The following is a 26,494-nucleotide window of genomic DNA, read 5'->3' as shown; positions in this document are numbered from 1 at the left end:
GAGGGTAATCGCGTTGTGTGCGTTTAACATATTGGTTCATCACATTTTCCTCAGTATGCGAGTTAAATGTGTCAACGTTATTTAGGACGGGTCACCATAAACAAAAAAGGCGCGGCAAAACTGCCCGCGCCCTTCTTCTCACTGAATGCGAATTACGCGCTCAGCCAGCCCAGCTTAATCACAAACAAAATCGACAGCACGATCAGCGCGGAATTCAGCTCACGCCAGCGGCCGGTCAGCAGTTTGCACAGTGTCCAGGTAATAAAACCGAACGCGATGCCGTTAGCAATGGAGTACGTGAATGGCATGGTGAGCGCCGTCACGGTGACCGGCGCGGCGACGGTGATGTCTTTCCAGTCAATCTCTGCCAGACCTGATGTCATCAGCACCGCGATGAACAGCAGCGCCGGAGCGGTGGCGAAGGCCGGAACGCTTCCCGCCAGCGGTGCGAAGAACAGACTCAACAGGAACAGAATGGCAACCACAATCGCCGTCAGCCCGGTACGTCCACCGGCGCTCACGCCCGCAGCAGATTCGATATAACTGGTGGTGGTTGACGTCCCGAGTAAAGAACCAAACAGCGCAGCGGCACTGTCAGCCACCAGCGCGCGGCCCATTTTCGGAATGTTGCCGTCTTCGTCCGCCAGCCCTGCGCGTTTGGTCACGCCAATCAGCGTACCGGAGTTATCGAACACATCCACGAACAGGAACGCGAAGATAACGCTAATCAGCGACACGTTGAACGCGCCTTTGATATCCAGCTGCATGAAGGTTGGCGCGATAGACGGCGGCATCGACATGATCCCACCGAAGGCCGAATAACCCAGCGCGATAGCCAGTACGGTCACGGCCAATACGCCGATAAGCACAGCACCGGTGACTCTGCGCGCTTCCAGTACCACGATCAGAATGAAACCCAGCATGGCGAACAGCGGCCCCGGTTTGGTCAGGTCGCCCAAACCTACCAGCGTGGCCGGATTTGCAATCACGATACCGGCGTTTTCCAGCGCGATCAGCGCCAGGAATAAGCCGATACCCGCGGCAATCGCCGAGCGCAACGGCAACGGGATACTGCGGATGATCCATTCACGGATTTTAAAAATGGATAACGCGAAGAAAATACAGGCGGAAAGGAACACTGCACCCAAAGCGATCTGCCACGTATAACCCATGTGCAAAACAACGGTGTAGGTGAAAAAGGCGTTTAATCCCATACCCGGTGCCAGCGCGATCGGGTAGTTTGCAATGAAGCCCATCAGCGCGGAACCGATTGCGGCAGCAAGACACGTCGCAACAAAAACGGAACCTTTATCCATACCCGTCGCGCCCAAAATAGACGGGTTAACGAACAGAATATAAGCCATTGCTAAAAATGTAGTCAGTCCTGCCACAATCTCCGTGCGCACGTTAGTGCGGTGAGCTTTTAACTTAAATATTTTTTCTAACATGAGAAGGAATCTCTTGGTCGCGTGATCACTTTTCATCTGGCGATCAAATAGCGCACGCTTGTTATTAGTATTGTTTTTCAAAACACGCCCGCGCGCCCGCAGTGAGGGATGCCACAATTCGCCCCACTGCCTGTACTGATAGCGGAACACGAGCTAAAAACGTGTTTTGACGAACCCTGTCATTGCCACTTTGTACGTAAAACAACCTGAGGACATTGTTTTACAAAGGGGCATTGCACAATCTAGGAAAAATGAGTGATGCAGTCCATAATAGATATCTCACTTATTCACTGCATAAATTAGTACACCTATGTCACCCTTCTCCCGTTTTTCGCAATATTTTACGGAAGTGGCCCGAACAGGAAGTTTGCGCAAAGCGGCCGAAGTGCTTCACGTCTCGGCTTCGGCTATCAACCGGCAGATTTTGCAGGCGGAACAGACGCTGGAAACACCGCTGTTTGAGCGTCTCCCCACCGGTCTGAAACTGACCTCGGCGGGTGAAATCTTGTTCGATGACATTCGTCGCTGGCGAAAAGAATTTTCACGCACCCGTGAAAGATTCGATGAGATCCAGGGATTACGTCGCGGGCACGTCACCATCTCAATGATTGCCGCGCTCAGCGAAGGCATGGTGGCGGAGCTGATTGCCGAAGTGGGTAAAGAACATCCCTATCTCACCTTTGATATCCGCATCGAAGACAGCCGCAATATCAGCGAGCAGGTCAGTTCAGCAGAAGTGGATTTCGGTCTGCTGCTCGATCCGGTCGAGCATACAGGGCTGGAAGTGCGCGCCTTCGCAGAATTGCCGATTGGCATCGCCATGCCGGTCGGGCACGAGTTGTCGCGGCAGGTATCGTTGTCGTTCAGTGATATCGCGGCTTACCGGCAGATCATTCCGTCGGAACCGCTGATGGTCAACGCCCGTGCCAAACTGCTGTATAACCGCTATCAGCTGCTGGAAACGCCGTCGATTGTCTGCAATGACGTGCGGATGATGCGTGAACTGATCCGTAAAGGCGCAGGTGTCGGTGTGCTGAGTTTGCTGGATGTCTTACCCGATTTACAAGAAAACCGGCTGGCGTTTGTCCCCTTGCAGGGCCGCACGGCGAAACCGCTGACGCTGGCGTTGTGCGTCGCCCCGCGCCGTCAGCTTTCACGCGCAGCGCAGATAGTCATTCAGAAAGTGATCGTGATGATGGAACGTTTATCGCAGTAGTTTATCGTATTAAGAGTTTATCGCATTAAGCGGCTTTCCAGCCCGAAACGATGATAAGCATTCCTGCCAGTGCTACGCAGGCACCGAGCCAGTCAGTAGTGCTGAGTTTCACGCCGTCGACAAAACGCAGCCACAGCATGGCGGTCATCACATAAACCCCGCCGTAAGCCGCATACACCCGCCCGCTGGCCGCGGGATGCAGCGTCAGCAGCCAGACGAACGCCGCCAGACTCAGCGCCGCAGGCAACAGCAGCAGTGCGCTGCCCCCTTTGCGCAGCCAGAGATAAGGCAGAAAGCAGCCGATGATTTCCGCCAGCGCCGTCGCAAAGAACAGTAAAGACGTTTTGAGCATGATCATTTTCAGGTTTAGAGTCCGAAGTTCAATAAGAAATCAACCAGTTTCCTGTCAGAGGATGACGTGAATTGGCGGGATGTTATACTTGCTATATTCGCCTGAGCGATGTGTAAACTATAAGGATGAGCTAATGAATACAACGTTTATGTCCCGACTGACCCGCAGCGTATTGCCGGTCGCCCTGCTGGTCATGACAGCAGCCTGGCAAGCGCCTGCACTGGCCGCCACCAACTGCGCGGGCGGGACCTGTGTTTTTGGCGGTAGCGGCAATGATGCCATGAGCAACGAAGAAGCACGCCAGAGCAAAGAGCAGTGGAATGAAACCCAGCGCCTGCGCGCGTTAAAAAATCAGCGTGCAGAGAAAGATTATTCCAAATATGACAACTCGGTTGATTTGCGTGATAAATGCAACGCCAGCCAGAACGTCAATGCCTATTGGGAAGAAAACACTGAGCGCTGCCTCGACCGCCGTACAGGCCGTCAGTTACTCGCGCCGTAATCTGCTAAACTCATTAATACTGTGATTTTCATAAAAGGAATGAATGATGAAAAAGACACTATTAGCCGGACTTGCCGTTGTGATGCTGGCTCCGCTCGTCGCACAGGCTTCCTGTGATACGGTGAAAGCGGATATCACCCAGAAAATCGTCGCTAACGGTTTACCGGAGTCAGGTTTCAAACTCGACATCGTGCCAAACGATCAGGCCGATCAGGCCGGTGGACAAGTCGTCGGGCATTGCGGGAATGATAGCCAGAAGATCATCTATACGAAGACCGCTGGCGCAGGGGATGAGAGCAATTCGAATCCTAAAACCGGGACGAGTCAGGACAGTAATTAATTGTGCAGATGCCGCTGCACTGGCGGCTTAAATCTGAACGAGAGTGTTTAAATCTGACCGAGAATATTTATATCTGACCGAGAATATTTCGGTTTCTCACGTGCAGTGATCACTTAGCTCACCCTGCCGAAACCGCCAAAGAGGGAGGAAAGCGCCTCCCTCTTTGATCTCCCACGCTTTTCCAAACACGCGCTATCGCGAAAACGATGGACATGTTCTGTGACTCCCGCGTGTGGCGCAAAACCCTGCCGCTGCGCGGTTCCCTCATTCGGTCCTGAAGCCTAAGGTCTTCAGGCCGCTCCGTTCGGCAGGATTTTTGATCGCGCCATCTCACCATTTTTTAAAGACAAAAAAGAAAATTGGCAAAACGTAGTTGGTTTTTGAAATGATCCGAGTGGGTGATGTTGTGACCTAAAAAGTTTCTGGCCGCGTTCAAAAACACGCCGGAGGAAGAGGTGGAAAACCGCGCGGCTTTTTGCGCGGGTTGTAACCCGACCGGAGGGCACCGCGCAGCGGCGGGATTTTGCGGCAATAACGCAACTATCTGAAACAGAGCCCGTCTGCATGGCACGTGTTTTAAAGAGCCTGGGATTCTTAAGGGCGGCGGCGATAAGCCGCCCTTAAGGCCAGTGTGGGTGGCAACCCACGACCTTGATCTTGACTGTGAATTTAAAACAATCCCACTCATTCCCCCGCCTGGCACCTACTAAGCCGATTCCCTCTCCACCAACTCCGGTGCCACAATAATATTTTGCGCTTCCAGATTCTGTCCGCCGATCCTCATCAATAACCGCCGGGCAGCGGCATAGCCAATTTCCCTCGCCGAGTTAGCGATCGAGGTTAGCGGCGGTTCGGTCAGGGCGGATTCCGGGGCATCTTCCATGCCAATTAGCGCGACTTTTTGCTGGAAGAAGTTGTCTACCGCACCGCCGCCGACCTGCGTGCCGGTGCGCATGACGCCGAAATAGGCCCCCATCGCGACGGAGGCTTTATGGCACACGATGGCGCTGATTTTCGGGTAATGCGATAACAACGCTTCTGCCGCATCGGCGGCACATTTCTGCGGGTAATCACATTCGATAATCCATTCGCTGCGAAACGGCAGGCCGTATTGCAAAAGCGTGGCGCAGAACCCGCCAAGACGTTCGGCACGGGTGAGTGAATTGCTCAGACCACCGAGGTAGGCTATCTGCTTATGGCCGCGTTTGATCAGATATTCGGTGGCCATTTTTGCGGCCAGCATGTTGTCCGGGCGCACGACGTCAACGCCTTCAATACCGCCCGAGCGCGCCGCACAAATCAGCGGGACGCCCTGCTCTTCGGCTTTTTCCTTCAGTCCGGCAATCGAATTCACACCGCCTGCGATAACAATCCCGTCAACACCGTGCGTCAGCAACGTGTCAAAACAGCGTTCCAGGCCTTTGCCTGTCGGGCCGCTTTGCAGCAGGAACAACACTTTGCCCTGTGCTTCAAACATCTCGCTCAGACCGGCGGTCATTTCGGCATAAAAGGGTTCGCAGATATCGCGGACAATCAGCCCGACCACGCCGGATTCGCCACCGCGCAGCGTACTCGCCTGACGGTTTCGTACAAAACCTAACTCATCCACGGCACGGTTTACCCGCTCAGACGTGGTTTGTGAGATACGGCCTTTGCCGCTCAGCACCAGGGACACCGTGGTGACGGAAACCCCCGCGTGCTGCGCAACGTCAATAATCGTTATTTTTTTATGGCTCATCCGACGTTTTCGTTCATTTCAAACTCCGTTTAACGGGTTGCTTCCCGCCCACTTTATTCCAGATTGCAAATAATTAGCGTGGTCAAATAGTTATACCGAATTTGGGTATTTTAGTAAAACGTTAAACCTGATTAAAACCCCTTCAGACTGGTGATGTTCAAATATTGTGATATGTGGCACGTATTAATTAGGTAAAACGTTTTATCTTAGCCGCCGTCAATACACAGCCAACACCAAAAATTTCGGGGAGCAGTTATGCCTGCCAATAAAAAACAAAAAGTCACACTTTGGGAATTCTTCCAGAGCCTGGGTAAAACCTTCATGCTGCCAGTCGCCCTGTTGTCGTTTTGCGGCATCATGCTGGGTATCGGCAGCTCGTTAAGCAGCCACGATGTCATCACGCTGTTGCCTGCATTGGGCAATCCTGTCCTCCAGCTGATTTTCGTCTGGATGAGCAAAGTCGGTTCGTTCGCGTTCAGTTTCCTGCCGGTAATGTTCGCCATCGCCATCCCGCTGGGTATGGCGCGTGAAAATAAAGGCGTCGCGGCGTTTTCCGGCTTTGTCGGTTTCGCGGTGCTGAATCTGGCGATTAACTTCTATCTGACCGCCAACGGTACGCTGCCTACGATGGATCCGCTGGTACTCAAAGCCAACAACATTCAGATGATCCTCGGCATTCAGTCCATCGACACCGGGATTCTGGGCGCGGTGATCGTTGGTATCATCGTCTACATCCTGCATGAACGCTATAACACTATCCGCCTGCCGGATGCGCTGGCGTTCTTCGGCGGTACCCGCTTTGTGCCGATCGTGACGACCGTGGTGCTCGGTTTAGTCGGCTTGCTGATCCCACTGATCTGGCCGTTCTTTGCGGCAGGCATCAACGGTCTGGGCCGTCTGATTCAGGGGGCGGGCGTCTTCGGGCCGATGATTTTCGGTTCCGGTGAACGTCTGCTGCTGCCTTTCGGCCTGCATCACATTCTGGTGGCGCTGATTCGGTTCACTGAAGCCGGCGGAACGATGGATGTCTGTGGCCGCGAAGTGAGCGGTGCGTTGACCATCTTCCAGGCGCAACTGTCCTGCCCGACCACCCACGGTTTCTCTGAAAGTGCCACGCAGTTCTTGTCTCAGGGTAAAATGCCCGCCTTCCTCGGCGGCCTGCCGGGCGCGGCTCTGGCGATGTACCACTGTGCGAAACCTGAAAACCGTCATAAAATTAAAGGCCTGCTGATTTCCGGCGTCGTGGCGTGCGTCGTCGGCGGAACCACAGAACCTATCGAGTTCCTGTTCCTGTTCGTCGCACCGGTTCTGTACGTGATCCATGCAATCCTGACCGGTCTGGGCTTCACCATTATGTCGGTACTTGGCGTCACCATCGGTAATACCGACGGTAACATCATCGATTTCGTGGTATTCGGGATCCTGCACGGCACGGCGACCAAATGGTATCTGGTCCCGGTTGTCGCGGCGATTTGGTTCGTGGCGTATTACGCAATCTTCCGCTTCTCCATTATGCGCTTTAACATCAAAACGCCAGGACGTGAATCTGACACGATGCCTGACACCGCGCCGGTGCCTTCTTCCAGCAAATCCGGTTACAACGTACCCGTCATTCTGAGCGCGCTGGGCGGCGCAGGAAATATCGTTTCTCTGGATAACTGTATCACCCGTCTGCGTCTGTCCGTGGCAGATATGTCGCTGGTCGATGACGCCACCCTGAAAGCTAACCGTGCGATTGGCGTGGTTCATCTCAACGACCACAATCTGCAGGTAGTGATCGGGCCGCAGGTACAATCTGTGAAAGATGAGCTGGATTACCTGATCCGTGAAGCGGCCAGCCAGGCCGTGCCGGAGCCAGTGACGGCGTAAAACTGAACACACAGGGCGACATCGTGTCGCCCTTTTCTGCTTTCTTCAGGGAGTGAAAAATGACCTCAGCTTCTTTTGATTTCTCCACCGTCGTTGATCGCCACGGCAGCTGGTGTACGCAGTGGGATTACGTCGCCGACCGTTTTGGCAGTGCCGACCTGCTGCCATTTACCATTTCCGATATGGATTTTGCCGCTGCGCCGTGCATCCTCGACGCGCTGCAAAAGCGTCTGCAACACGGCGTGCTCGGCTACAGCCGCTGGCATCATGATGATTTTCTCGGCGCTATCGCCCACTGGTATCAGCAGCGTTTTGGCAGCAAGATTGACCGTGACATGGTGGTTTACGGCCCTTCGGTGATTTACATGGTGGCGCAATTGATCCGCCAGTGGAGCCAGCCGGGTGACGGCGTGGTGACGTTTACCCCCGCTTACGACGCTTTTTTCAACGTGGTTGAAGGCAATCAGCGGCAGATGCTTAACTGCCCGCTGATTAAAAATGGCAACGACTGGGCGCTGGATGCAAAACAGCTGGAAAGCCTGCTGGCACAGCCCGCCTGCTCCCTGCTGCTGATGTGCAGCCCGCACAACCCGACCGGCAAAGTCTGGACGCGTGAGGAACTGACACTGATCGCCCAACTGTGCGAACGCCATAATGTGCGGGTGATAAGCGATGAAATCCACATGGATATGGTCTGGGGTGATAACCATCATACGCCGTGGAATGAGGTGGCGCGCGGCGAATGGGCGCTGCTGACTTCCGGCTCGAAGAGTTTCAATATTCCAGCGCTGACCGGTGCTTACGGGTTGATCAGCCATAAAGCACAGCGCGATGCGTATCTGCATCAGCTCAAAGCCTGTGATGGCTTATCTTCTCCGGCGGTGCTGGCTGTCCATGCCCATGTGGCGGCCTATCAGGCGGGCGAGCCGTGGCTGGACGCATTGCGTGATTATTTGCAGGGCAATCTGCGTTACGTCGCCGAACAGCTGAACGCCGCTTTCCCGCCTCTGAACTGGCAGCCGCCACAATCGACCTATCTGGCGTGGATCGATCTGCGCCCGTTGGGCATTGACGATAAACGGCTACAAAAAGAGCTGATCGAGCATCAAAAAGTGGCGATCATGCCGGGTTATACCTACGGCGCCGAAGGTGAAGGCTTCCTGCGGCTTAACGTGGGTTGCCCGCGCTCGAAAGTTGAAGCGGGTGTAGCGAAATTAATCAGCGGCATCAGGGCTTTACTCTAAGCTATGCCCCCTGATATTTCTTTAATCCCCCACCCCAACCCTCCTCTTCGCAGGGGAGGGAGCAAATTCAAAACCATTCTTGTTGCGCAACTAAATACAGTTATAATACCCCGCACATTTCTATAATAATGAGTGCACACCATGATCGATACCCGCCTTCCCCTGACTGATATCCACCGCCACCTTGATGGCAATATTCGCGCTCAAACCATTCTCGATTTAGGCCGTCAGTTCAATCTGACCTTGCCTGCCAATGAAATTGAAGCCCTGCGTCCGCACGTTCAGGTCATGCACGCTGAACCGGATCTGGTGAGCTTCCTGCAAAAACTGGACTGGGGCGTGAAAGTACTCGGCGATATAGATGCCTGCCGTCGCGTGGCGAAAGAAAACGTCGAAGATGCTGCGAAAGCCGGTCTGCACTACACCGAGCTGCGTTTTTCACCCTATTACATGGCGATGAACCACAAATTGCCGGTGGCAGGCGTGGTAGAAGCGGTGATTGAAGGTATCCGCGAAGGCCATAAAAATCACGATATCGACGTGCGTCTGATCGGCATTCTGAGTCGTACTTTTGGCGAAGACGCCTGTGTGCAGGAGCTGGAAGGTTTACTGGCGCACCGCGACGGCATTACCGCGCTGGATCTGGCCGGTGACGAACTGGGTTTCCCTGGCAGCCTGTTCCTTAGCCACTTCAACCGTGCGCGCGACGCCGGCTGGCGTATCACCGTTCACGCCGGTGAAGCGGCAGGCCCGGAAAGCATCTGGCAGGCCATTCGTGAGCTGGGCGCAGAGCGTATCGGCCACGGCGTGAAAGCCGCGCAGGATCCGCAACTGATGGATTTCCTGGCGAAGCACCAGATTGGTATCGAATCCTGCCTGACCTCCAACATTCAGACCAGCACGGTCGCCTCTTTCGAACAGCATCCGCTGGCTGTCTTCTTACGCCACGGCGTTCTGGCCTCGATCAATACCGATGACCCTGCTGTTCAGGGCATTGAGATCGCCAACGAATACAACATCGCTGCACCCGCCGCTGGCCTGACTCAAAACGAAATCCGTAAAGCGCAGGAAAATGGCCTGACCATGGCCTTCCTGACTGAAGCCGAAAAACAGGCGATCCGCGACAAAGTGTCCGCGTAACGGTTTGTGACGTAATAAAAAAGGGCGAGAATCATTCTCGCCCTTTTCTTTTCCTGACAGCAGGTTACGCTGATTTCACTTCTTCTTTCTTCACCTGTAACGCCGCTTCTTCCCGCGCCACACGCTTAGCGTAACGCGACGCCAGCACCGCACAAACCATCAGCTGGATCTGATGGAAAATCATCAGCGGTAACACCATCGCGCCGACGGCCGCGGCAGGGAACAACACATTTGCCATCGGAATACCGTTCGCCAGACTTTTCTTCGAGCCGCAGAAGACAATGGTGATTTCATCTTTAGTATTGAAACCAAACAGCCGCGCCACAAACGTATTAATAATCAGCACGATGGTCAGCAACACAATCGAACAGCCCAGCACCGCCAACAGCTGCCAGCCGTCGATCTGATGCCAGATACCTTCGACTACTGCGGCGCTGAACGCCACATATACCACCAGCAAAATCGAAGAGCGGTCAGTGACGTTGACGATTTTTTTGTGGCGCTGCACCCAGCCGCCAATCAGCGGACGGCACAGATGCCCGATAATAAACGGCACCATCAGTTGCAGAACGATGGATCCGATAGCGTGGAGTGTGTCAGTGGTGCCACCCTGCGTGTGCATCAGCAGGCCGACCAGCACCGGCGAAAGGAAAACACCGAGGATGCTGGAGGCGGACGCGCTGCAAATCGCCGCCGGAATATTTCCGCCCGCAACCGACGTATAGGCGATAGCCGACTGCACGGTGGCAGGCAGCGCACAAAGATACAGAAAGCCGTAATACAGCGTCGGTGTCAGAATCCCGACCGGCACCAGCCATTTCATGCCCAGCCCCAGCAGCGGGAACAGCGCAAAGGTGCTGAGAAATACCACCACGTGCAAACGCCAGTGGCTGATCCCCGCCATAATCGCTTCACGCGACAGCTTCGCGCCGTGCATAAAGAACAGCAGCGCGATAGCAAAGGTGGTCAGATGCTCGAAGACAGTCTTGTAAATCCCTTCACAGGGAAAGAACGACGCAAGCACCACCACGCAGATCAGAATCAGCAAAAACTTATCAATCTTTAACCAGGACATGAACCTTCCTTGCCATATAAACAGGTAGTGAAAAAGTATAGCGGTGACTTATTTTTTGACGTCCAGCGTCGCCCGCTGTTCTGAAGACTGCATGCCCAGCTCGATCATTTCCATTACGCGGATTGCATCCGCCGCCGGAACCGGGTTTTCGCCCTGTCCGTTAATTGCATCACGCACACCGGCATAATAAGCAGGATAGTTGCCGGGCAGCGTCAGCAGCGATTTTTCTGCCAGCACACCTTCGTGGCTCAGCGTCACGACACCGTCGCGCATGTCGTAACCCCAGTCGGTCTGCGGCAAACGCTCACCGGCTTTCAGACGATCTTCCTGCGGATCCAGCCCGAATTTTACGTAGCTGCCCTTTTCCCCCTGCACGATAAAGCGCGCCGTTTCCGCCACGGCATATACGGTGCTGTGCAGTACAACGCGACGACGCGGATAGGTCAGCACGGCATTGAAGTAATCCACCGCTTTGCCGCCGGGACGCAGCACTGCCAGATCGGCCTGCAAAGTGTCCGGCGTACCGAACAGCTGCAATGCCTGATCAAGCAGATGCGACCCTAAGTCATACCAGATACCGCTGCCCTGCGCCGCGCTCTCACGCCAGCGTTCCAGCACCTGCGGTTTGTAGCGATCGTAATGGGATTCGAAATAGACGATATCGCCCAGCGACCCTTCGTTGATCAGCGTTTTAACGGTCAGAAAATCGGAGTCCCAGCGGCGGTTGTGGAACACCGAAAGAACTTTACCTTGCGCCTGTGCCAGCGCGTCCAGCTCGCGGGCTTCTTCCAGGGTCACGGTGAAAGGTTTATCAACGATGACGTGTTTACCTGCTTCCAGCGCCAGTTTAGCCAGCGGGAAATGGGTGGTGTTAGGTGTAGGGATGACGACCAAATCGATGGAAGGATCGGCAAAGATTTTCTCAGATGAATCGACCACCGTGACGTTCGGCCAGTCAGCATGGACTTTACCGGCATCGCTGCTGGATACCGCTGCAAGCTCGAGCCCCGGCGTACCGTCGATCAGAGGTGAATGGAAGGTTTTGCTGGCGAAGCCATAACCGATGAGGCCAACTCGAAGGGATTGGGTCATGATGATTTCCTGTGATTTTTAACGGTCTTGCCCGTCAGGACGCTATTGGTTTGATTTGACACTAGCTTAGGGAGTGGGACAAGGGAAAAAATAGAATTTTATTTTTGCAGATGCCGCTGTAACGATGGACATGTTCTGTCACTTCCGCGTGTGGCGCAAAATCCTGTCGATCCGTTCAGCTGGATTTTTGATCGCACCATCTTGCCTTTTTTCAAATGATCCTGAGCGGGTGAAGTTGTGACCTAAGAAGCCTGTGGCCGCGTTCAAAAATCACGCCGAGGAAGAGGTGGAAAACCGCGCACATGTTTGCGCGGGTTGTAACCCGCCCCGAGGGAACCGCGCAGCGGCGGATTTTGCGGCAATAGGAGGAGTTTCTGAAACATAGCCCGTTTGCATGGCACATGTTTTAAAGAGCCGGAGATTCTTAAGAGGCGCGGCGACAGGCGCCTCTTAAGGCCGGTTTGGGTGGCAACCCAAGGTCTTGACCTTAAAGTCGAAGCCGAAATTGGAAACCGCCACCGCAGGCGGTCTCCTGCAAAAAAATTTCAGCCTTTGCAAAGCCTAAAAATGATATGCAATAGCATTATCCGCCGGTGCCTTATACGGTTTTGCCGGGTAGTTGATCTCCACGCTGCGGCGACGAAAATCACTCGGGCTTACGCCAACCCGCTTGCGGAATACCCGCGAGAAATACAGCTGATCGTCATAGCCTACGACGCGGCCAATGGTCGCAATCGACTCCTGCGTGGTTTGTAAGAGCAACTTGGCGCGAATGACTCGCTGATCTTCACGCCAGCGCAGAATATTGATCCCCACCTGTTCCCGAAATAAATGCGCCAGACGCGACGGCGACAGGCAGACGTGGCGGGCGACTTCGTCGATGCGCAACTCTCCGGCGAGATTACCGGTAATGAACTGACAGGCTTCGATAACGCGCGGATCCATAATTTTTTGCGGGCTCTGCGGGTCTTCTTCCATTGCGCGAAGCAACAGACGCTCCAGCAGATTCATCCCTAATTCTTCGCAGAAACGACGCCCTGACTTCTGCGTTTGCTCGATGTTGGCGAACAGACGGTCGAATTCCAGCAGCAGCGTATTGTTGGGCAGCGAAAGACGCCCCACGTCGCGGGTTTTAGTGTGCCATTCCAGCCAGTCGGCCCAGTAGGCGCGCGGGCGGAAATACACCCAGCGGTGATACCAGCAATCGCTGTTGGCGGAACGGCTGTAGAGATGACGCGCTTTAGGCGGGAACAATAATAAGTCGCCGGGATTGCAGTAAAAGGTATCCTCGCCGTCAAATACTTTGCCCTGACCTTTAACCGTCAGGTTGAGGATAAACCCTTTCATGCCACCCGGACGATCAATAGCGAAGTCCAGCGGCCCGTCAGCGAGGATCGGAGTCATTCCGGCGACCAGATAGGCATTGAAACTGTAACCCGGTAACAGCGGATTTTGCTGCTGATCCTGAATCATGCGGTGGTACATCGAACCTCCTGAAACATCACGTGGCTATGGACTTTTCATCTATTCTAACCATCAGTGAAAACGCTGCCAGCAAACGTTACAAAATTGTGAACAACCACGCGCTTTTACGGCATTTAACCTGTCAAAGCGTTAAATGCCGTGTGAAAGCGTTATCACTAAACAGGGTTAAACGGTCTTTTTAGCTTTCTGTTTGTAACGGTCGAAGATAACCGCCGCCAGCAGGATCAAGCCACGCACCACGTATTGCGAGAAGGGAGAAATGTTCAGCAGGTTCATGGCGTTTTCAACCGTACCCAAAATCAGGATACCGGAAACCACATAGGAAATTTTGCCGATACCGCCCTTCAGTGACACCCCGCCCAGCACGCAGGCGGAGATGACGATGAGCTCAAAGCCCAGCGAGGTCATCGGCTGGCCGCTGGTCATACGCGATGCCAGAATGATCCCCGCTGCCGCCGACACCAGCCCGGACAGCATAAAGATGATGATTTTGGTTCGCACTACCGGCACACCGGCCAGACGCGCCGCATCCTCGTTACCGCCGATCGCCAGCGTGTTGCGCCCGAAGGTGGTTTTGTTCAGCAGCAACCCGAAGATAATCAGGCAGCCGACCGTCAGCCAGATCGGCGCAGGCAGACCGAACCAGTTCGCATAGCCGAGGGCGAAGAAACGCTCGTCCTCGATGCCCACCGCTTTACCGTCGGAAATGATGTACGCCAGACCACGCACAATCTGCATGGTGGCCAGGGTGGTGATCAGCGCATTGATTTTCAGACGGGCGATCACGAAACCGTTGAGCAAACCGGTCAGCATCCCCAGCACCAGACCGGCACCCACACCAATCCACAGGCTTTCGGTCATGTTAATGACTACCGCCGTGGTGACGCCCGCACAGGCAATGACTGAGGCGACGGACAAGTCAAAGTCGCCGGACGCCAGGCAGAACAACATCCCGCAGGCGACCATCCCGGACATCGAAATCGCCAGCCCAAGACCTTTCATGTTGATGAAAGAACTGAAGTTCGGCACGAAAATACTACAGGCAATAAACAGTACGGCGAATACAACTAACATGCCGTAGCTGTCCCAGATACGCATCAGGCCCTGTCCGCCGCGCGAAGCGGCTGAAGGTTGATCCGGTTTGGCGGAATTGGTTGTCATACTGGACATAATATTGTGCTCCTCAGTCAGGCAGCGTCAGGGGCAGAAGTCAGGTCCGGGGTACGCAACATGGCGAGCCCCAGCGCTTTTTCTTCGGTGGCTTCATCATGGGACAGTTCGCCGGAGACAGCGCCTTCGCGCATCACGACAATTCTGTCCGCCAGACCCAGCACTTCCGGTAAATCACTGGACGCAAACAGCACCGCAATGCCTTGTTTTGCCAGAGAGTAAATCACGTTGTAAATTTCATGCTTGGCGCCAACGTCGATCCCGCGCGTTGGTTCATCAAGCAAAATGACTTTCATGTCTTCCGACAACCAGCGGCCAAGAATGGCTTTTTGCTGGTTACCGCCGGAGAGATTCATGATCAGTTGCTGATCGCTGGGGGTTTTGATGTTCAGCGCCTCGATGTGCTTGCGCGCATTTTTGGCTTCCCACGGGTTATTGATCAGGCACCCGGCAAACACCGATTTACGGCGGGCGCTGATATTGATGTTGTCGCGAACCGAATGCACAGGAATGATGCCGTCAGCCTTGCGGTCTTCCGGGCAAAGCATGATGCCCTGCCGGATAGCATCCGCCGGTTTACGGATGTTCATCACCACGCCGTCGAGTCTGAGCGTGCCGCCGGTAATGCGCGTGCCGCCGAATAATCCTTTCATCAGTTCGCTGCGCCCTGCGCCCACCAGCCCGAACAGGCCGACGATTTCCCCCTGACGCACCGTCAGGCTGATTGGCGTTCTAACACCGGGTGCTTTAACGTTTTCCAGCGCCAGTCGGACGTCACCGTGCGGACGCGGCGAGTAACCGTAAATATCATCCAGATTACGGCCCACCATTGCCTGCACCAGCTTGCTGTTATCCACCTGAGTCATATCGTCGAAGGTACGCACATAACGGCCATCCTTAAACACCGTGACAGCGTCACTTAACGCGAAAATTTCTTCCATGCGGTGCGAGACATATAAAATCACCCGCCCTTCAGCACGCAGCTCACGGATAACCCTGAACAGCTGCTCGATTTCACGGGCAGACAGCGAACTGGTCGGCTCATCGAAGGCAATAATTTTGGCATTGCGCGCCAGTGCCTTAGCAATTTCAACCATCTGCCACTGGCCGATGGAGAGATATTTGAGCGGCGTATCGGGGTTGATATCAAGCCCGAGATGCTCAAGCTGAATTTTGGCCTCATAGCGCAGCAGCTTACGGTTCACGAAACCGTGTTTGCTCGGCAACTGCCCGAGGTAGATGTTTTCTGCCACCGTCATTTCCGGTACCAGATGTAATTCCTGATAGATAATCGCCACGCCCGCATCGAGTGCGTCAGTCGTTTTATTGAAACTGACCGGCTGGCCTTTGATGTGAATAACGCCCTGTGAGGGCTGATAGTTCCCGCTGAGGATCTTCAACAGCGTGGATTTTCCCGCGCCGTTTTCGCCCATCAGTGCGTGGATTTGCCCGGCATAACAATTGAAAGAAATCCCGTCGAGCGCCTTCACGCCGGGGAAAACTTTGCCAATGTCATGGAATTCCAGATACGGCATGGCCGCATCAAACTCCGTCAGCGACGGTTTCAGCAAAGGCGTCTTGTTTAAAGATTGCTGAGTCATAGTGGCTACCTGGAAGATAAGTGAAAGGGTCAGACTCGCTGCTGCACCACAGAAAACAGTCGAATGTCTTAACCGTCGTCCGTGGTGCAGCAACTCAATTCAGATCAGGCAAAAAATTACATTAAGCCTTTCTTCTTGAGCTCTTCTTTAAAGTTGTCACGAGTGATCAACACCACGTCAGTCACTTCGGTGAATTTCGGTGGTTCAACGCCTTTGGTGACCCATTCATTCAGCATCTGGATACTTTTGTAACCGTGGATATCCGGGCTAGGTAACAGGGAACCGTAGAAACCGGTTTGCGCGCTTTTGGACAGCTCATTCACCGCATCCACACCGTTGATGCCGATGCCGATGACGTTAGCCGCTTTAAAGCCCTGACCTTCCGTTGCACGCACGCCACCGAGCACGGTGTTATCGTTCATGCCGATGATCAGCCAGTTTTTCACTTCAGGATGTTGCACTAACAGCGAGTTACCGGCATCGAGTGCGCCAGGAATATCGTTAGATTTGGTCGGCACTTTGTAAATTTGTTTTTCCGGGAAACCGGCCGCTTTCAGCGCGTCCATTGACCCGGAGGTGCGGCGACGTGCGGTATCCAGCTCGTCAGCGGTGATGGCCATCACGCCAGTTTCAGCCGGTTTCCAGCCGCGTTTTTGCATTTCTTTGTACAGTTCCTGCCCCTGACGTTCGCCGATTTTGGTCGCGGCCATCATCACTAATGGCACTTCTTCCATCGGTTTGCCTTTGGCATTCACAAACTGGTCATCCACCTGAATAACTTTCATGTCATAGCTGCGGGCTTTCGCCATGATGGCAGGCCCCAGACGCGGATCCGGCGTACAGATAACAAATCCTTTCGCACCGTTCGCCGCCAGGCTGTCGATCGCGTTCAGCGTTTTTTCGCCATCCGGCACGGCGATTTTAATCACCTCGAAGTTCATGTCCTTACCGGCTTTGTCCGCAAACCGCCATTCAGTCTGGAACCAGGGTTCTTCCGGCTGCTTAACCAGGAAGCCCAACTTCGGGTTCTCCGCTGCCATAGCTGAATGTGACATAACGGCAGCTAATCCTACCGCCGCTAACGCCTTAGTGAATTTATGCATGATGTTCTCCGACCTTTTATTGTTGTTTCTCGCGATTCCGGCTTTAAACCTGATGAATTGCCGTTCGCATGAAAACGTTATCAGTAGCGTAAAGAGACAAAGTGAGAGTGCGGCGGTGCCCTGTATTCAGACGATCCACGCCACTCCCTCTTGTAAGACGCGTTAAGTTTTAGCCGTAAATTAGCCACGGAAGATAGAGCGCTATCACACGCCGGGAAAACAGCAGGTTTGTGCATACATATAGCGAATTTAGCCAAACATTAACTTTTGACCAACCTCACAGAAACATCATGAGGAGCAGATTTGTGCATACTTCCAGCTAACGCCTCCTCACTCCCGCTTTTACATCCTCCTACTGTTAGAGCAATTCGATTCGCCGCCGTAATGACTACGGCAAACCTGAAGGAGTAAGAAAGAATGACGCAAGGTGCGATTGCTCTTGGTCTGGATTTTGGCAGCGATTCTGTCCGTGCACTGGCCGTGGATTGTCAGACCGGTGCTGAGATGGAAACTGATGTGGTGTATTACCCGCGCTGGAATGAAGGCCGTTACTGTGATGCGGCCATCAACCAGTTTCGTCATCACCCGCGCGACTATATAGAAGCGATGGAACAGGCGATTAAAAACGTCGTTGCCCGCCTCGGTCCTGAACGCAGCCAACGCGTGGTAGGTATCGGAGTGGATTCCACCGGTTCCACGCCTGCGCCGGTGGATAAGGACGGCAATGTTCTGGCGCTTCTGCCGGAATTCGCCGAAAACCCGAACGCCATGTTCGTGTTGTGGAAGGACCACACGTCGATAGAAGAAGCCGAAGAGATTAACCGCCTGTGCCGCAGCGGCGATTTCCCCGACTACTCCCGTTATATCGGTGGTGTCTATTCATCCGAATGGTTCTGGGCAAAAATTCTGCACGTTTCCCGCGCAGACAGTTCTGTGCGCGACGCAGCGGCTTCCTGGGTGGAGCTGTGCGACTGGGTACCCGCCCTGCTTTCCGGCACCACCGCACCAGATAAAGTCGTGCGCGGCCGGTGCAGCGCCGGACACAAAATGCTCTGGCATCCGTCCTGGGGCGGTCTGCCACCGAAAGCCTTCTTCGCGGCGCTCGACCCGTTGCTGGTCGAAAACCTGCCGTATCCCTTATTTACTGAAACCGTCACGGCCGAACAGGCCGTCGGCACGCTGACCGCTGACTGGGCGGAGCGTCTCGGCTTACCGGCAAGCGTCGTGCTTTCCGGTGGCGCGTTTGACTGCCACATGGGCGCAGTCGGTGCAGGTGCGCAGCCTTATACGCTGGTAAAAGTTATCGGGACATCAACCTGCGACATTCTTATCGCCGATAAAGACCGCGTGAACGACCGCGCGATTGCCGGGATTTGCGGTCAGGTGGAAGGCAGCGTCGTGCCGGACATGATCGGGATGGAAGCCGGTCAGTCAGCCTTTGGTGACATGTACGCCTGGTTCAGTCGTCTGCTCAGCTGGCCGCTGGTGCAGGCCGCGAAAGCGCATCCTGAACTGCAACCTCAGCTGACAGCTTTGCAAAAAAATCTGCTGCCGGATCTGACCGCCGCGTGGGCCGCCAATCCAAAGCTCGATCACCTGCCGCTGGTGCTCGACTGGTTCAATGGCCGTCGTACACCTTTCGCCAATCAGCGCCTGAAAGGGGTGATCACTGACATTAACTTAGGTACCGAAGCACCGGAACTGTTCGGGGGCTTTATCGCCGCCACGGCCTTCGGCGCACGCGCCATCATGGAGTGCTTCGAGCAGCAGGATATCCCGGTAGAAAACGTCCTTACGCTCGGCGGCATCGCCCGTAAATCGCCGGTCATCATGCAGGTGTGCGCTGACGCCATGAACCGTCCGCTGCAAATCGTTGCTTCCGATCAATGCTGCGCGCTGGGTGCAGCCATCTTTGCCGCCGTTGCCGCCGGTGAATTCAAAGACGTGCCTGCCGCTCAGGAAAAAATGGCCTGCAGCATCGAACGCACATTGCTGCCGGATCCGCAGCGCGTCGAGCAATATCAGCGCCTGTACGAACGTTATCAAGCCTGGTGTGCCACTACTGAACCGCTGTTTGCAGCGAAAACGGCGCATTAATCCCTATTTCTCTATCCCGACAATGACATTCAGGAGTTACAAATGGACGCGTTTAAACATCTCGAAGTGTGGTTCGCTATTGGCAGTCAGCATCTCTACGGACCGGAAACGTTACGTCAGGTAAAAGAAAATGCTGAAAAGGTCGTGAATGGCCTGAACTCGGAAGCCGGACTGCCGATCAAGCTGGTGCTAAAACCGCTGGTCACCACCCCGGATGAAATCACCGCGCTGTGCCGCGAAGCCAACTATCACAACCCGTGCGTGGGGATCATTACCTGGCTGCACACCTTCTCTCCGGCCAAAATGTGGATCGCCGGCCTGAGCATCCTGCATAAACCGCTGTTGCAGTTCCATACGCAGTTCAACGCCGAAGTGCCGTGGGAAACCATGGACATGGACTTTATGAATCTGAACCAGACCGCCCACGGCGGCCGTGAGTTTGGTTTCATCGGCGCGCGTATGCGTCAGCAACATTCCGTGGTCGCAGGTCACTGGCAGGATGGCGAATCCCATCGCCGCATCGCACGGTGGATGCGCGTTTCTGCGGCGAAAAACGAAAGTCAGCACCTGAAAGTGGCGCGTTTTGGCGATAACATGCGTGAAGTTGCAGTCACCGAAGGTGATAAGGTCGCTGCGCAGATCCAGTTCGGTTACACCGTCAGCGCGTACGGTATCGGCGATCTGGTCAGCGTGATCAATGAAGTCAGCAAAGGCGACATCGATACGCTGGTGGAAGAGTACGAAGCGACTTACCGTCTGACGGACACCGTGAAGCTCAACGGCGAACGTCGTGAAAACCTGTTAGATGCGGCGAAAATCGAACTGGGCATGACGCGTTTCCTCGAGCAAGGCAAATTCGGCGCGTTCACCACCAACTTTGAAGATCTGCACGGCATGAAGCAGCTGCCGGGGCTGGCGGTACAGCGTCTGATGCAAAAAGGCTACGGCTTTGGTGGCGAAGGCGACTGGAAAACCTCCGCCCTGCTGCGCATCATGAAAGTGATGGCCAGCGGCCTGAAAGGCGGCACGTCGTTCATGGAGGATTACACTTACAACTTCAAGCCGGGCAACGATCTGGTGGTCGGTTCGCACATGCTGGAAGTGTGTCCGTCGATTGCCAAAGAAGAAAAACCGCTGCTGGATGCGCAGTATCTCGGCATAGGCGGCAAAGCGGATCCGGCGCGTCTGATCTTCTCCACTCCGGCAGGCCCTGCGGTCAACGCCAGTGTCATCGACATGGGCGACCGTTTCCGTCTGCTGGTGAATCTGGTAGATACCGTCGAGCAACCGCATCCACTGCCAAAACTCCCTGTCGCCCGCGCGATCTGGAAAGCCCAGCCATCCCTGGCCACAGCAGCCGAAGCTTGGATCCTCGGCGGCGGCGCGCACCACACGGTATTCTCGCAGGCATTAGATATCGACGCGCTGCGGTTATATGCAGAAGTGACGGGGATTGAGTTGCTGGTGATTGATAACGATACGACGCTGGCGGACTTTAAGAATCAGATCCGGTGGAATGAAGTTTATTATAAGCTTTGCGCTCGGTGATGCAGAAGGCCGCTGCAAAGGCGGCCTTTATAAATGACCGGGATTTTTCGGTTTCTTACGAGAATGTTTCGGTTTCTTAATTGCAGTGATCACTTAACGCGCTGTGCCGAAACCGCCAAAGAGGGAGGAAAGCGCCTCCCTCTTTGATCTCCCACGCTTTTTCAAACACGCGCTATCGCGGAAACGATGGCCGTGTTCTGACAATTCCGCGTGTGGCGCAAAACCCTGCTGCTGCGCGGTTCCCTCTCTCGGTCTTCGAGCCGCAGGTCTCGAAGCCGCTCCGTTCGGCAGGATTTTTTGATCGCGCCATCTCACCATTTTTAAGTTTTAAGTTATTGGTTTCTTTTATTTTTTCTGAGCCGGTGAAGTTGTGCCGTAATGAGCTTGTGGCCGCGTTCAAAAATCACGCCGTAGGAAGAGGTGGAAAACCGCGCGTCTGTTTGCGCGGGTTGTAACCCGACCGGAGGGCACCGCGCAGCGGCGGGATTTTTGCGGCAATAGCGAAAGCCGCTGAAACATAGCCGGTCTGCATGGCACGTATTTTAAAGAGCCCGGGATTCTTAAGGGCGGCGGCGATATGCCGCCCTTAAGGCCAGTGTGGGTGGCAACCCACGGTCTTGACCTTGAAGTTGATTTAACAGTCACAAGCCTTCAGGCAAATAGCTGATCGTATACATGCTGCAAATGCCGCCCCATCCGCGCTTTCGCGCCTGCCCCATCCCGCGCCAGAATGGCGTCCAGAATCCCCTGATGGTCCGCATTCATCTCACGCGCGAAATCCACTTCGGTGTAATGGCTTTCAAGTCGCATGAATCGGCGTGACTGACGCTTATCCCACAGGTATCCCATCATGTCGTGCAGCACTTCGTTGCCGGTCATTTCACTGATCATCAGATGAAAACGACGGTCTGCCTCGAGAAATGCATCGTTATTGGCATTCAGCTCATTAAGCTCGCGGGCAATTTCTTTAAGCTTTGCGCGCTGGTCGTCTGTGCCATTGATAGCCGCAAGTTCAGCGGTCATGGCTTCATAAATCTGCCGCGCTTTCACCAGAGATTGCAGGCTGAATTCTTCTTCAGCAGGAACCACGTGAACCACCGGAGAACCGTCGGGCAGCGGATTACTCACGTATACGCCGTTGCCGGTGCGGATTTCCACCCAGCCGGTGATCTCCAGCGCAATCAGTGCCTCACGAATCGACGAACGGCTGACGCCTAACTGTTTAGACAGATCCCGCTCGGAGGGGATCATCGCGCCCGGCGCAAATTGTCCGGTATTAATGCAGTTAATCAGGACATTAGAAATCTGGCGATACAGCCGTTCCACTTTCAGTGTTGGTAATTCCATTGTTCTCTCCGCGCTGGTGCTGAATCCCAGATCTGTTATCGCGATCACATTAATGATCGGGTTGATACTGAATCATATAGCGGTCTGGTGGCCTGACCAGCAGACCACCAGACCATGCCGTGTCCTAAGATTGAACTTATCACCGGTCATGCGTCAACTGTATTGATAACATCAGCAAAAAATTTAAGGAAAACAGATGGAACAGACATGGCGTTGGTACGGCCCGAAAGACCCGGTATCACTTGATGATGTGCGTCAGGCTGGCGCAACCGGTGTTGTCACCGCCCTGCACCACATTCCCAATGGTGAAGTATGGCCGGTTGAAGAAATCAAAAAACGTCAGGCAGAACTTGCAGCCAAGGGGCTGACGTGGTCGGTGGTGGAAAGTATTCCGGTGCATGAAGAAATCAAAACACGCAGCGGCAACGTTGAGCAGCACATTGCCAACTATCAGCAATCCATCCGTAACCTGGCGGCCTGTGGCATCGATACCGTCTGCTACAATTTCATGCCGGTTCTTGACTGGACGCGCACTGATCTGGGCTATCTTCTGCCGGACGGCTCCCGCGCACTGCGGTTTGATCACATCGCGTTTGCCGCCTTCGAATTACACCTTCTGCAACGCGAAGGCGCCAAAGCGGATTACAGCGCTGAAGAACAAAAGCTGGCCGCTGAGTATTTCGCGGCGATGACGCAGGATGAGAAAAACACGCTGGTTGCCAACATTATTGCCGGTTTACCGGGTGCGGAAGAAGGTTATACGCTGGAGCAGTTCCGCGCGCGTCTGGCGACCTACGACGGCATCGACAAAGCCAAACTGCGTGAAAACATGGCGCATTTTCTACGCAGCATCGTGCCGGTCGCCGAGCAGTGTGGACTGAGTCTGGCGGTTCACCCGGATGATCCTCCCCGCCCTATCCTCGGCCTGCCGCGAATTGTTTCCACCCTCGAAGACATGCAGTGGCTGAAAGACACCGTTGACAGCATCCATAACGGATTCTGCTTCTGCACAGGTTCTTACGGGGTGCGCGAAGATAATGACTTAGTGAAGATGATGACCACCTTCGCCGACCGCGTTCACTTCATTCACCTGCGCGCTACCCAGCGTGAAGAAGTACCGGGCAGCTTCCACGAGGCCGACCATCTGGATGGTGATGTGGATATGGTCGCGGTGATCAAAGCCATTCTGACCGAAGAACAAACCCGCCGGAAGGCTGGCAATCTGCGGGCAATACCAATGCGTCCGGATCACGGACACCAGATGTTGGATGACCTGAATAAGAAGACCAATCCGGGTTATTCCGCCATTGGACGGTTGCGCGGGCTGGCGGAGTTGCGCGGTGTTGAACGGGCATTGAAGCAGACTTTCTTCACGGAATGATCGTGCGAGGCCGCGCACCGGGTGTGCGCGGCTTGTTATGGCCTTTCTGCTATTGAAGGGCCATCAGTATCATTAGAAAAACGTTTTTAGAAATTCAGACCGGCGTCATTACCGTACTGTGGCTGAGCGGTCAGCGGCGGCGCAACCGTCAGGGTTATCCAGTTCGACGTCACTTTCTGCGATTTACTGTCCTCCACCGTCACCGACAAGCGATAGCTGTTAGTCGCCTCCGGCGAATCATCCCACTGTGGCACGATCACGCTCCAGCCTTCGGCGTTACGGTTATTAGCAGGCGGCGTAAGACTCAGCGCCTGCGTATCGCCCTGCCAGCTCAGCGCCACCAACGGGTTCAGCGCGCGTAACTGTAATTTCAGCGGCACGGTTTCGCCAGGCTGTAATGTCCACGGCGGCGTGGCGAGGAATACCGACAACGTTTTGCGCTGTTTGAACTCCATCACCGGCATATTATTACGATCTACCATATCCATCCGACTGCCACGCAACGAGTGAGCCGCCGCAACGTTTCGCACCGACAGCTGCTGATCCAGCGGTACCCCGAGGCGGTAGTTCAGCGTCAGTTTCACTAAATCCTGATTGTCACCGTCCTGCCCTGCCTGATGTTCCGCCATCACCGTCACCAGCGGTACCGGCGTATAGTTCAGTCCAAACGATACCGCCGACGGATTACTCTGCCGTGTACCGTTGCCAAACAAATCCACCTGATCGCCGAAGTACTGCTCGTAGCTCAGTGAGGCACCGATCTGGCGGTAAAATGGCAGATAGCCTTTGGTGGTGATGTCGTAACCGCGCGCCTGACGACGCAGCTGGGCCGACGAGCTGCTGTCTGCTTTGTAGGATGAAAACGGATGATAATAGTTGGTGGAGAAGCGCAGATAATCTGACCACGCCTCTGCGCCGAGACTGCCACGCGTGAGCTGATGGTCAAAATCGTTATCGATAAAAGCGTTGTACCCGAGCATCCAGGCGCCAGTGTTGATCCGCTGACCGATGCCAAAATTCCCCACCGTGGCATCGCTCGCACTCTGTAAACCTATCTGGCTGTACACCAGATTGTTTTCGGAATTGTAGAGCGGGCTGAACAGCTGGCCTGAGCTGCCGTCAAGATTATGGCCGGTGACGTCCAGCGTAGTGCTGACGGTGCCGAGCGGTGACAATAAACTGCTGGTTTCCTTTTGCACCAGCTTTGCCGCCTGACTCAGAGCGATGTTTTCCGCCTGCAGGCGCAACGGGTCATCGCTGTCTGCGGTGGTGGTGCCGAGCTCTTTCAGCGTGGTCGCCAGCTGCGTTTCCGTGGCGGTCGGGCCGGTAGTGTTTTTAATGTACTGACTGCCGAGGCTCGGCAACTGCGCAGGTTTTCCGACTGCACCGGTGTTAAACGCGGACAGTTCATCGCTGGCAGGAAGGAAACCGGAAAGATCGTAACTGAGGGCTGAAACCGGGGACTGGGTTTCAGTGGATTCTGCCGTCAGCGCAGACGCGCTTACAGCATAAAAAGCAGATCCCCCTGCGATAAGCACAGAGAGGCAGGATGGCCCCGCGCAACGCTTCAATAATTTTCGAAAAAAATCTGTGACGTTTGTCATGCCTTACACATTTTACCAGTGAACAGTGATCTTACCTGACAGGCAGCATAATTCAACCTTCAGACCACGAAACGCCACATGGCAAAGCCCTGCCCTCTCTTTTATGTTTTTTTTAACGCCCTTTTATCCTCATCATTGACGCGGATAAAATGTAAACAAACATCAAATTAGAGGCTAAAATTACAACATAAAAAACCATTTACACACATTTCATAACATTTTTAACATCCATTGCATTTATCTTTACCGTCAGTTTTCACTTATCCTTAGCATGTTAACCATTATCACAACGCCACCCGACTGCTTTTGCAGCGCGTTGTTGATTGCACCATTTACCGCCCTCTATAGCGTTATATATCCCGAACAGGGAAAACAAACAGGGAAAACAAATGAGCAAAAAAACCTTGCCTGGGGTGACCCGCCGGCAAATTCTCTCGTTCACGGCAGCCTCAGCAGTACTCGGCGCGGCCAAGGCCGCAAACGCGGTGACGCTCAAAGGTACGCCCGTGTGGAGCCCCTTCGACGCCAGCCCGCCACCGCAAATAGACCACGACGGCTGGGCGTTCTTCACCGATGCCGAAGCCGCGACCATGGAAGCCATCGTTGACCGTCTGGTACCTGCCGACGATCTCAGCGTGGGCGGCAAAGACGCCGGATGCGCGGTGTTTATTGACCGTCAGCTGGCCGGTTTTTACGGCACCTACGCCCGCCTCTACATGGAAGGCCCTTTCCAGGAAGGCACGCCGGAACAAGGCGATCAGTCACCTCTGGTTCCCCAGCAGCGCTACCGGCTCGGTCTGGCGGCGCTGGATAAATATGCTCAGTCGCAACATCAGAAATTATTCAAAGATCTGCCCGGCAACCAGCAGGATGAAATTCTGTCCGGTCTGGAAAGCGGAAAAATGGCTCTCGATGGGATCGATTCCAAATTGTTCTTCGCCATTGCGCTGAAAAACACCATGGAAGGATTCTTTGCGGATCCGATTTATGGCGGTAACCGCAACATGGTGTCGTGGAAAATGCTGGGCTTCCCCGGCGCACGCTACGACTACCGTGAATATGTCGGCAAACATAACCAGAAACTCGATCTGGAACCGCTGAGTATTTCAGGCGGCGACGCATGGAAAATGAAGAGCTAAGGG

Annotated in this window: 22 protein-coding genes; 11 read left to right on the top strand and 11 right to left on the bottom strand. The window is 54.4% G+C overall.

Annotated elements, in window-relative coordinates:
* Positions 1-152: 152 nt before the first annotated feature.
* Positions 153-1,448 (bottom strand): NCS2 family permease, encoded by a 1,296-nt coding sequence (locus AC0Z7K_RS19960; protein WP_413528902.1) that lies wholly within the window; start codon positions 1,446-1,448, stop codon positions 153-155.
* 310 nt (positions 1,449-1,758) lie between these two features.
* On the opposite strand from AC0Z7K_RS19960, the gene AC0Z7K_RS19955 reads away from it, so the two are divergent.
* Positions 1,759-2,664 carry a LysR family transcriptional regulator gene (locus tag AC0Z7K_RS19955; RefSeq protein ID WP_413528903.1) on the top strand — a complete coding sequence of 302 codons (906 nt, stop codon included), beginning with the start codon at positions 1,759-1,761 and terminating at the stop codon, positions 2,662-2,664.
* Between the two features lie 25 nt (positions 2,665-2,689).
* On the opposite strand, the gene AC0Z7K_RS19950 is transcribed toward AC0Z7K_RS19955, so the two are convergent.
* Entirely contained in the window at positions 2,690-3,016 is a 327-nt protein-coding gene (locus AC0Z7K_RS19950; protein WP_485615615.1) for a YnfA family protein, read from the bottom strand.
* Positions 3,017-3,149: 133 nt separating this feature from the next.
* Here AC0Z7K_RS19950 and AC0Z7K_RS19945 point away from each other — a divergent pair, with 133 nt between their 5' ends.
* The gene (locus tag AC0Z7K_RS19945) at positions 3,150-3,518 is read left to right on the top strand and encodes a DUF1283 family protein (RefSeq protein ID WP_413528905.1); all 369 of its coding nucleotides are present in this window, start codon (positions 3,150-3,152) and stop codon (positions 3,516-3,518) included.
* A 46-nt stretch (positions 3,519-3,564) separates the two neighbouring features.
* Positions 3,565-3,858, top strand: coding sequence for a DUF1161 domain-containing protein (locus AC0Z7K_RS19940; protein ID WP_413528906.1), 294 nt, complete (start codon positions 3,565-3,567; stop codon positions 3,856-3,858).
* 706 nt (positions 3,859-4,564) lie between these two features.
* Here AC0Z7K_RS19940 and malI read toward each other — a convergent pair.
* Positions 4,565-5,596 (bottom strand): Mal regulon transcriptional regulator MalI, encoded by a 1,032-nt coding sequence (gene malI, locus AC0Z7K_RS19935; RefSeq protein ID WP_485615614.1) that lies wholly within the window; start codon positions 5,594-5,596, stop codon positions 4,565-4,567.
* A gap of 255 nt (positions 5,597-5,851) precedes the next feature.
* Between malI and malX the strand changes: the two genes are divergently transcribed.
* From malX to add, 3 genes are all read left to right on the top strand, one after another.
* Positions 5,852-7,465 carry a maltose/glucose-specific PTS transporter subunit IIBC gene (malX, locus tag AC0Z7K_RS19930; protein WP_485615613.1) on the top strand — a complete coding sequence of 538 codons (1,614 nt, stop codon included), beginning with the start codon at positions 5,852-5,854 and terminating at the stop codon, positions 7,463-7,465.
* 59 nt (positions 7,466-7,524) lie between these two features.
* Positions 7,525-8,709: a MalY/PatB family protein gene (locus AC0Z7K_RS19925; protein ID WP_485615612.1), complete on the top strand. Its 1,185-nt coding sequence runs from the start codon at positions 7,525-7,527 to the stop codon at positions 8,707-8,709.
* A 141-nt stretch (positions 8,710-8,850) separates the two neighbouring features.
* A complete protein-coding gene (gene add / locus AC0Z7K_RS19920; RefSeq protein ID WP_485615611.1) occupies positions 8,851-9,849 on the top strand; it encodes an adenosine deaminase in 999 nt (332 codons plus the stop codon).
* Between the two features lie 64 nt (positions 9,850-9,913).
* On the opposite strand, the gene AC0Z7K_RS19915 is transcribed toward add, so the two are convergent.
* The 6 genes from AC0Z7K_RS19915 to AC0Z7K_RS19890 all read right to left on the bottom strand — a co-directional run bounded on the left by AC0Z7K_RS19915 (position 9,914) and on the right by AC0Z7K_RS19890 (position 17,375).
* Positions 9,914-10,924 carry a bile acid:sodium symporter family protein gene (locus AC0Z7K_RS19915; RefSeq protein WP_413528911.1) on the bottom strand — a complete coding sequence of 337 codons (1,011 nt, stop codon included), beginning with the start codon at positions 10,922-10,924 and terminating at the stop codon, positions 9,914-9,916.
* Between the two features lie 48 nt (positions 10,925-10,972).
* Positions 10,973-12,016: an oxidoreductase gene (locus AC0Z7K_RS19910; protein ID WP_485615610.1), complete on the bottom strand. Its 1,044-nt coding sequence runs from the start codon at positions 12,014-12,016 to the stop codon at positions 10,973-10,975.
* 561 nt (positions 12,017-12,577) lie between these two features.
* On the bottom strand, positions 12,578-13,501 hold the full coding sequence (gene araC, locus AC0Z7K_RS19905; protein ID WP_120078288.1) for an arabinose operon transcriptional regulator AraC: 924 nt from the start codon (positions 13,499-13,501) through the stop codon (positions 12,578-12,580).
* A 165-nt stretch (positions 13,502-13,666) separates the two neighbouring features.
* Entirely contained in the window at positions 13,667-14,671 is a 1,005-nt protein-coding gene (araH, locus tag AC0Z7K_RS19900; protein ID WP_120078287.1) for an L-arabinose ABC transporter permease AraH, read from the bottom strand.
* Between the two features lie 17 nt (positions 14,672-14,688).
* Positions 14,689-16,272, bottom strand: coding sequence for an L-arabinose ABC transporter ATP-binding protein AraG (gene araG / locus AC0Z7K_RS19895; protein ID WP_413528913.1), 1,584 nt, complete (start codon positions 16,270-16,272; stop codon positions 14,689-14,691).
* Positions 16,273-16,388: 116 nt separating this feature from the next.
* Positions 16,389-17,375, bottom strand: coding sequence for an arabinose ABC transporter substrate-binding protein (locus AC0Z7K_RS19890; RefSeq protein WP_120078283.1), 987 nt, complete (start codon positions 17,373-17,375; stop codon positions 16,389-16,391).
* 417 nt (positions 17,376-17,792) lie between these two features.
* On the opposite strand from AC0Z7K_RS19890, the gene AC0Z7K_RS19885 reads away from it, so the two are divergent.
* The 3 genes from AC0Z7K_RS19885 (at position 17,793) to AC0Z7K_RS19875 (ending at position 21,475) form a co-directional block, all read left to right on the top strand.
* The gene (locus AC0Z7K_RS19885) at positions 17,793-19,472 is read left to right on the top strand and encodes a ribulokinase (RefSeq protein WP_485615609.1); all 1,680 of its coding nucleotides are present in this window, start codon (positions 17,793-17,795) and stop codon (positions 19,470-19,472) included.
* 42 nt (positions 19,473-19,514) lie between these two features.
* Positions 19,515-21,020 carry an L-arabinose isomerase gene (gene araA / locus AC0Z7K_RS19880; RefSeq protein WP_485615608.1) on the top strand — a complete coding sequence of 502 codons (1,506 nt, stop codon included), beginning with the start codon at positions 19,515-19,517 and terminating at the stop codon, positions 21,018-21,020.
* 143 nt (positions 21,021-21,163) lie between these two features.
* Positions 21,164-21,475: a hypothetical protein gene (locus AC0Z7K_RS19875; RefSeq protein WP_485615607.1), complete on the top strand. Its 312-nt coding sequence runs from the start codon at positions 21,164-21,166 to the stop codon at positions 21,473-21,475.
* A gap of 196 nt (positions 21,476-21,671) precedes the next feature.
* Here AC0Z7K_RS19875 and AC0Z7K_RS19870 read toward each other — a convergent pair whose 3' ends face one another.
* Positions 21,672-22,367, bottom strand: coding sequence for a FadR/GntR family transcriptional regulator (locus tag AC0Z7K_RS19870; protein WP_485615606.1), 696 nt, complete (start codon positions 22,365-22,367; stop codon positions 21,672-21,674).
* Positions 22,368-22,563: 196 nt separating this feature from the next.
* On the opposite strand from AC0Z7K_RS19870, the gene uxuA reads away from it, so the two are divergent.
* A complete protein-coding gene (uxuA, locus tag AC0Z7K_RS19865) occupies positions 22,564-23,748 on the top strand; it encodes a mannonate dehydratase (protein ID WP_413528917.1) in 1,185 nt (394 codons plus the stop codon).
* 86 nt (positions 23,749-23,834) lie between these two features.
* Here the strand turns inward: uxuA and AC0Z7K_RS19860 are convergent, their stop codons facing one another.
* A complete protein-coding gene (locus AC0Z7K_RS19860; protein WP_485615605.1) occupies positions 23,835-25,352 on the bottom strand; it encodes a YchO/YchP family invasin in 1,518 nt (505 codons plus the stop codon).
* A 389-nt stretch (positions 25,353-25,741) separates the two neighbouring features.
* On the opposite strand from AC0Z7K_RS19860, the gene AC0Z7K_RS19855 reads away from it, so the two are divergent.
* The gene (locus AC0Z7K_RS19855; RefSeq protein WP_485615603.1) at positions 25,742-26,491 is read left to right on the top strand and encodes a gluconate 2-dehydrogenase subunit 3 family protein; all 750 of its coding nucleotides are present in this window, start codon (positions 25,742-25,744) and stop codon (positions 26,489-26,491) included.
* The last annotated feature ends 3 nt before the right edge of the window (positions 26,492-26,494 follow it).

Source organism: Rahnella sp. 1L-D-7-B-C2 (assembly GCF_057290995.1).
Note: the sequence above shows the minus strand (reverse complement) of the source record. Positions and strands in the feature narration are given on the sequence as shown.

Bases quoted from the DNA above. Each gene is read 5' to 3' on its own strand.
- araH (WP_120078287.1), bottom strand. From the start codon at position 14,671: ATGTCCAGTATGACAACCAATTCCGCCAAACCGGATCAACCTTCAGCC.
- AC0Z7K_RS19945 (WP_413528905.1), top strand. From the start codon at position 3,150: ATGAATACAACGTTTATGTCCCGACTGACCCGCAGCGTATTGCCGGTC.
- AC0Z7K_RS19955 (WP_413528903.1), top strand. From the start codon at position 1,759: ATGTCACCCTTCTCCCGTTTTTCGCAATATTTTACGGAAGTGGCCCGA.
- AC0Z7K_RS19960 (WP_413528902.1), bottom strand. From the start codon at position 1,448: ATGTTAGAAAAAATATTTAAGTTAAAAGCTCACCGCACTAACGTGCGC.
- AC0Z7K_RS19870 (WP_485615606.1), bottom strand. From the start codon at position 22,367: ATGGAATTACCAACACTGAAAGTGGAACGGCTGTATCGCCAGATTTCT.
- uxuA (WP_413528917.1), top strand. From the start codon at position 22,564: ATGGAACAGACATGGCGTTGGTACGGCCCGAAAGACCCGGTATCACTT.
- AC0Z7K_RS19910 (WP_485615610.1), bottom strand. From the start codon at position 12,016: ATGACCCAATCCCTTCGAGTTGGCCTCATCGGTTATGGCTTCGCCAGC.
- araA (WP_485615608.1), top strand. From the start codon at position 19,515: ATGGACGCGTTTAAACATCTCGAAGTGTGGTTCGCTATTGGCAGTCAG.
- AC0Z7K_RS19940 (WP_413528906.1), top strand. From the start codon at position 3,565: ATGAAAAAGACACTATTAGCCGGACTTGCCGTTGTGATGCTGGCTCCG.
- add (WP_485615611.1), top strand. From the start codon at position 8,851: ATGATCGATACCCGCCTTCCCCTGACTGATATCCACCGCCACCTTGAT.
- AC0Z7K_RS19915 (WP_413528911.1), bottom strand. From the start codon at position 10,924: ATGTCCTGGTTAAAGATTGATAAGTTTTTGCTGATTCTGATCTGCGTG.
- araG (WP_413528913.1), bottom strand. From the start codon at position 16,272: ATGACTCAGCAATCTTTAAACAAGACGCCTTTGCTGAAACCGTCGCTG.
- AC0Z7K_RS19855 (WP_485615603.1), top strand. From the start codon at position 25,742: ATGAGCAAAAAAACCTTGCCTGGGGTGACCCGCCGGCAAATTCTCTCG.
- AC0Z7K_RS19925 (WP_485615612.1), top strand. From the start codon at position 7,525: ATGACCTCAGCTTCTTTTGATTTCTCCACCGTCGTTGATCGCCACGGC.
- AC0Z7K_RS19950 (WP_485615615.1), bottom strand. From the start codon at position 3,016: ATGCTCAAAACGTCTTTACTGTTCTTTGCGACGGCGCTGGCGGAAATC.
- AC0Z7K_RS19890 (WP_120078283.1), bottom strand. From the start codon at position 17,375: ATGCATAAATTCACTAAGGCGTTAGCGGCGGTAGGATTAGCTGCCGTT.
- malX (WP_485615613.1), top strand. From the start codon at position 5,852: ATGCCTGCCAATAAAAAACAAAAAGTCACACTTTGGGAATTCTTCCAG.
- malI (WP_485615614.1), bottom strand. From the start codon at position 5,596: ATGAGCCATAAAAAAATAACGATTATTGACGTTGCGCAGCACGCGGGG.
- AC0Z7K_RS19860 (WP_485615605.1), bottom strand. From the start codon at position 25,352: ATGACAAACGTCACAGATTTTTTTCGAAAATTATTGAAGCGTTGCGCG.
- araC (WP_120078288.1), bottom strand. From the start codon at position 13,501: ATGTACCACCGCATGATTCAGGATCAGCAGCAAAATCCGCTGTTACCG.
- AC0Z7K_RS19885 (WP_485615609.1), top strand. From the start codon at position 17,793: ATGACGCAAGGTGCGATTGCTCTTGGTCTGGATTTTGGCAGCGATTCT.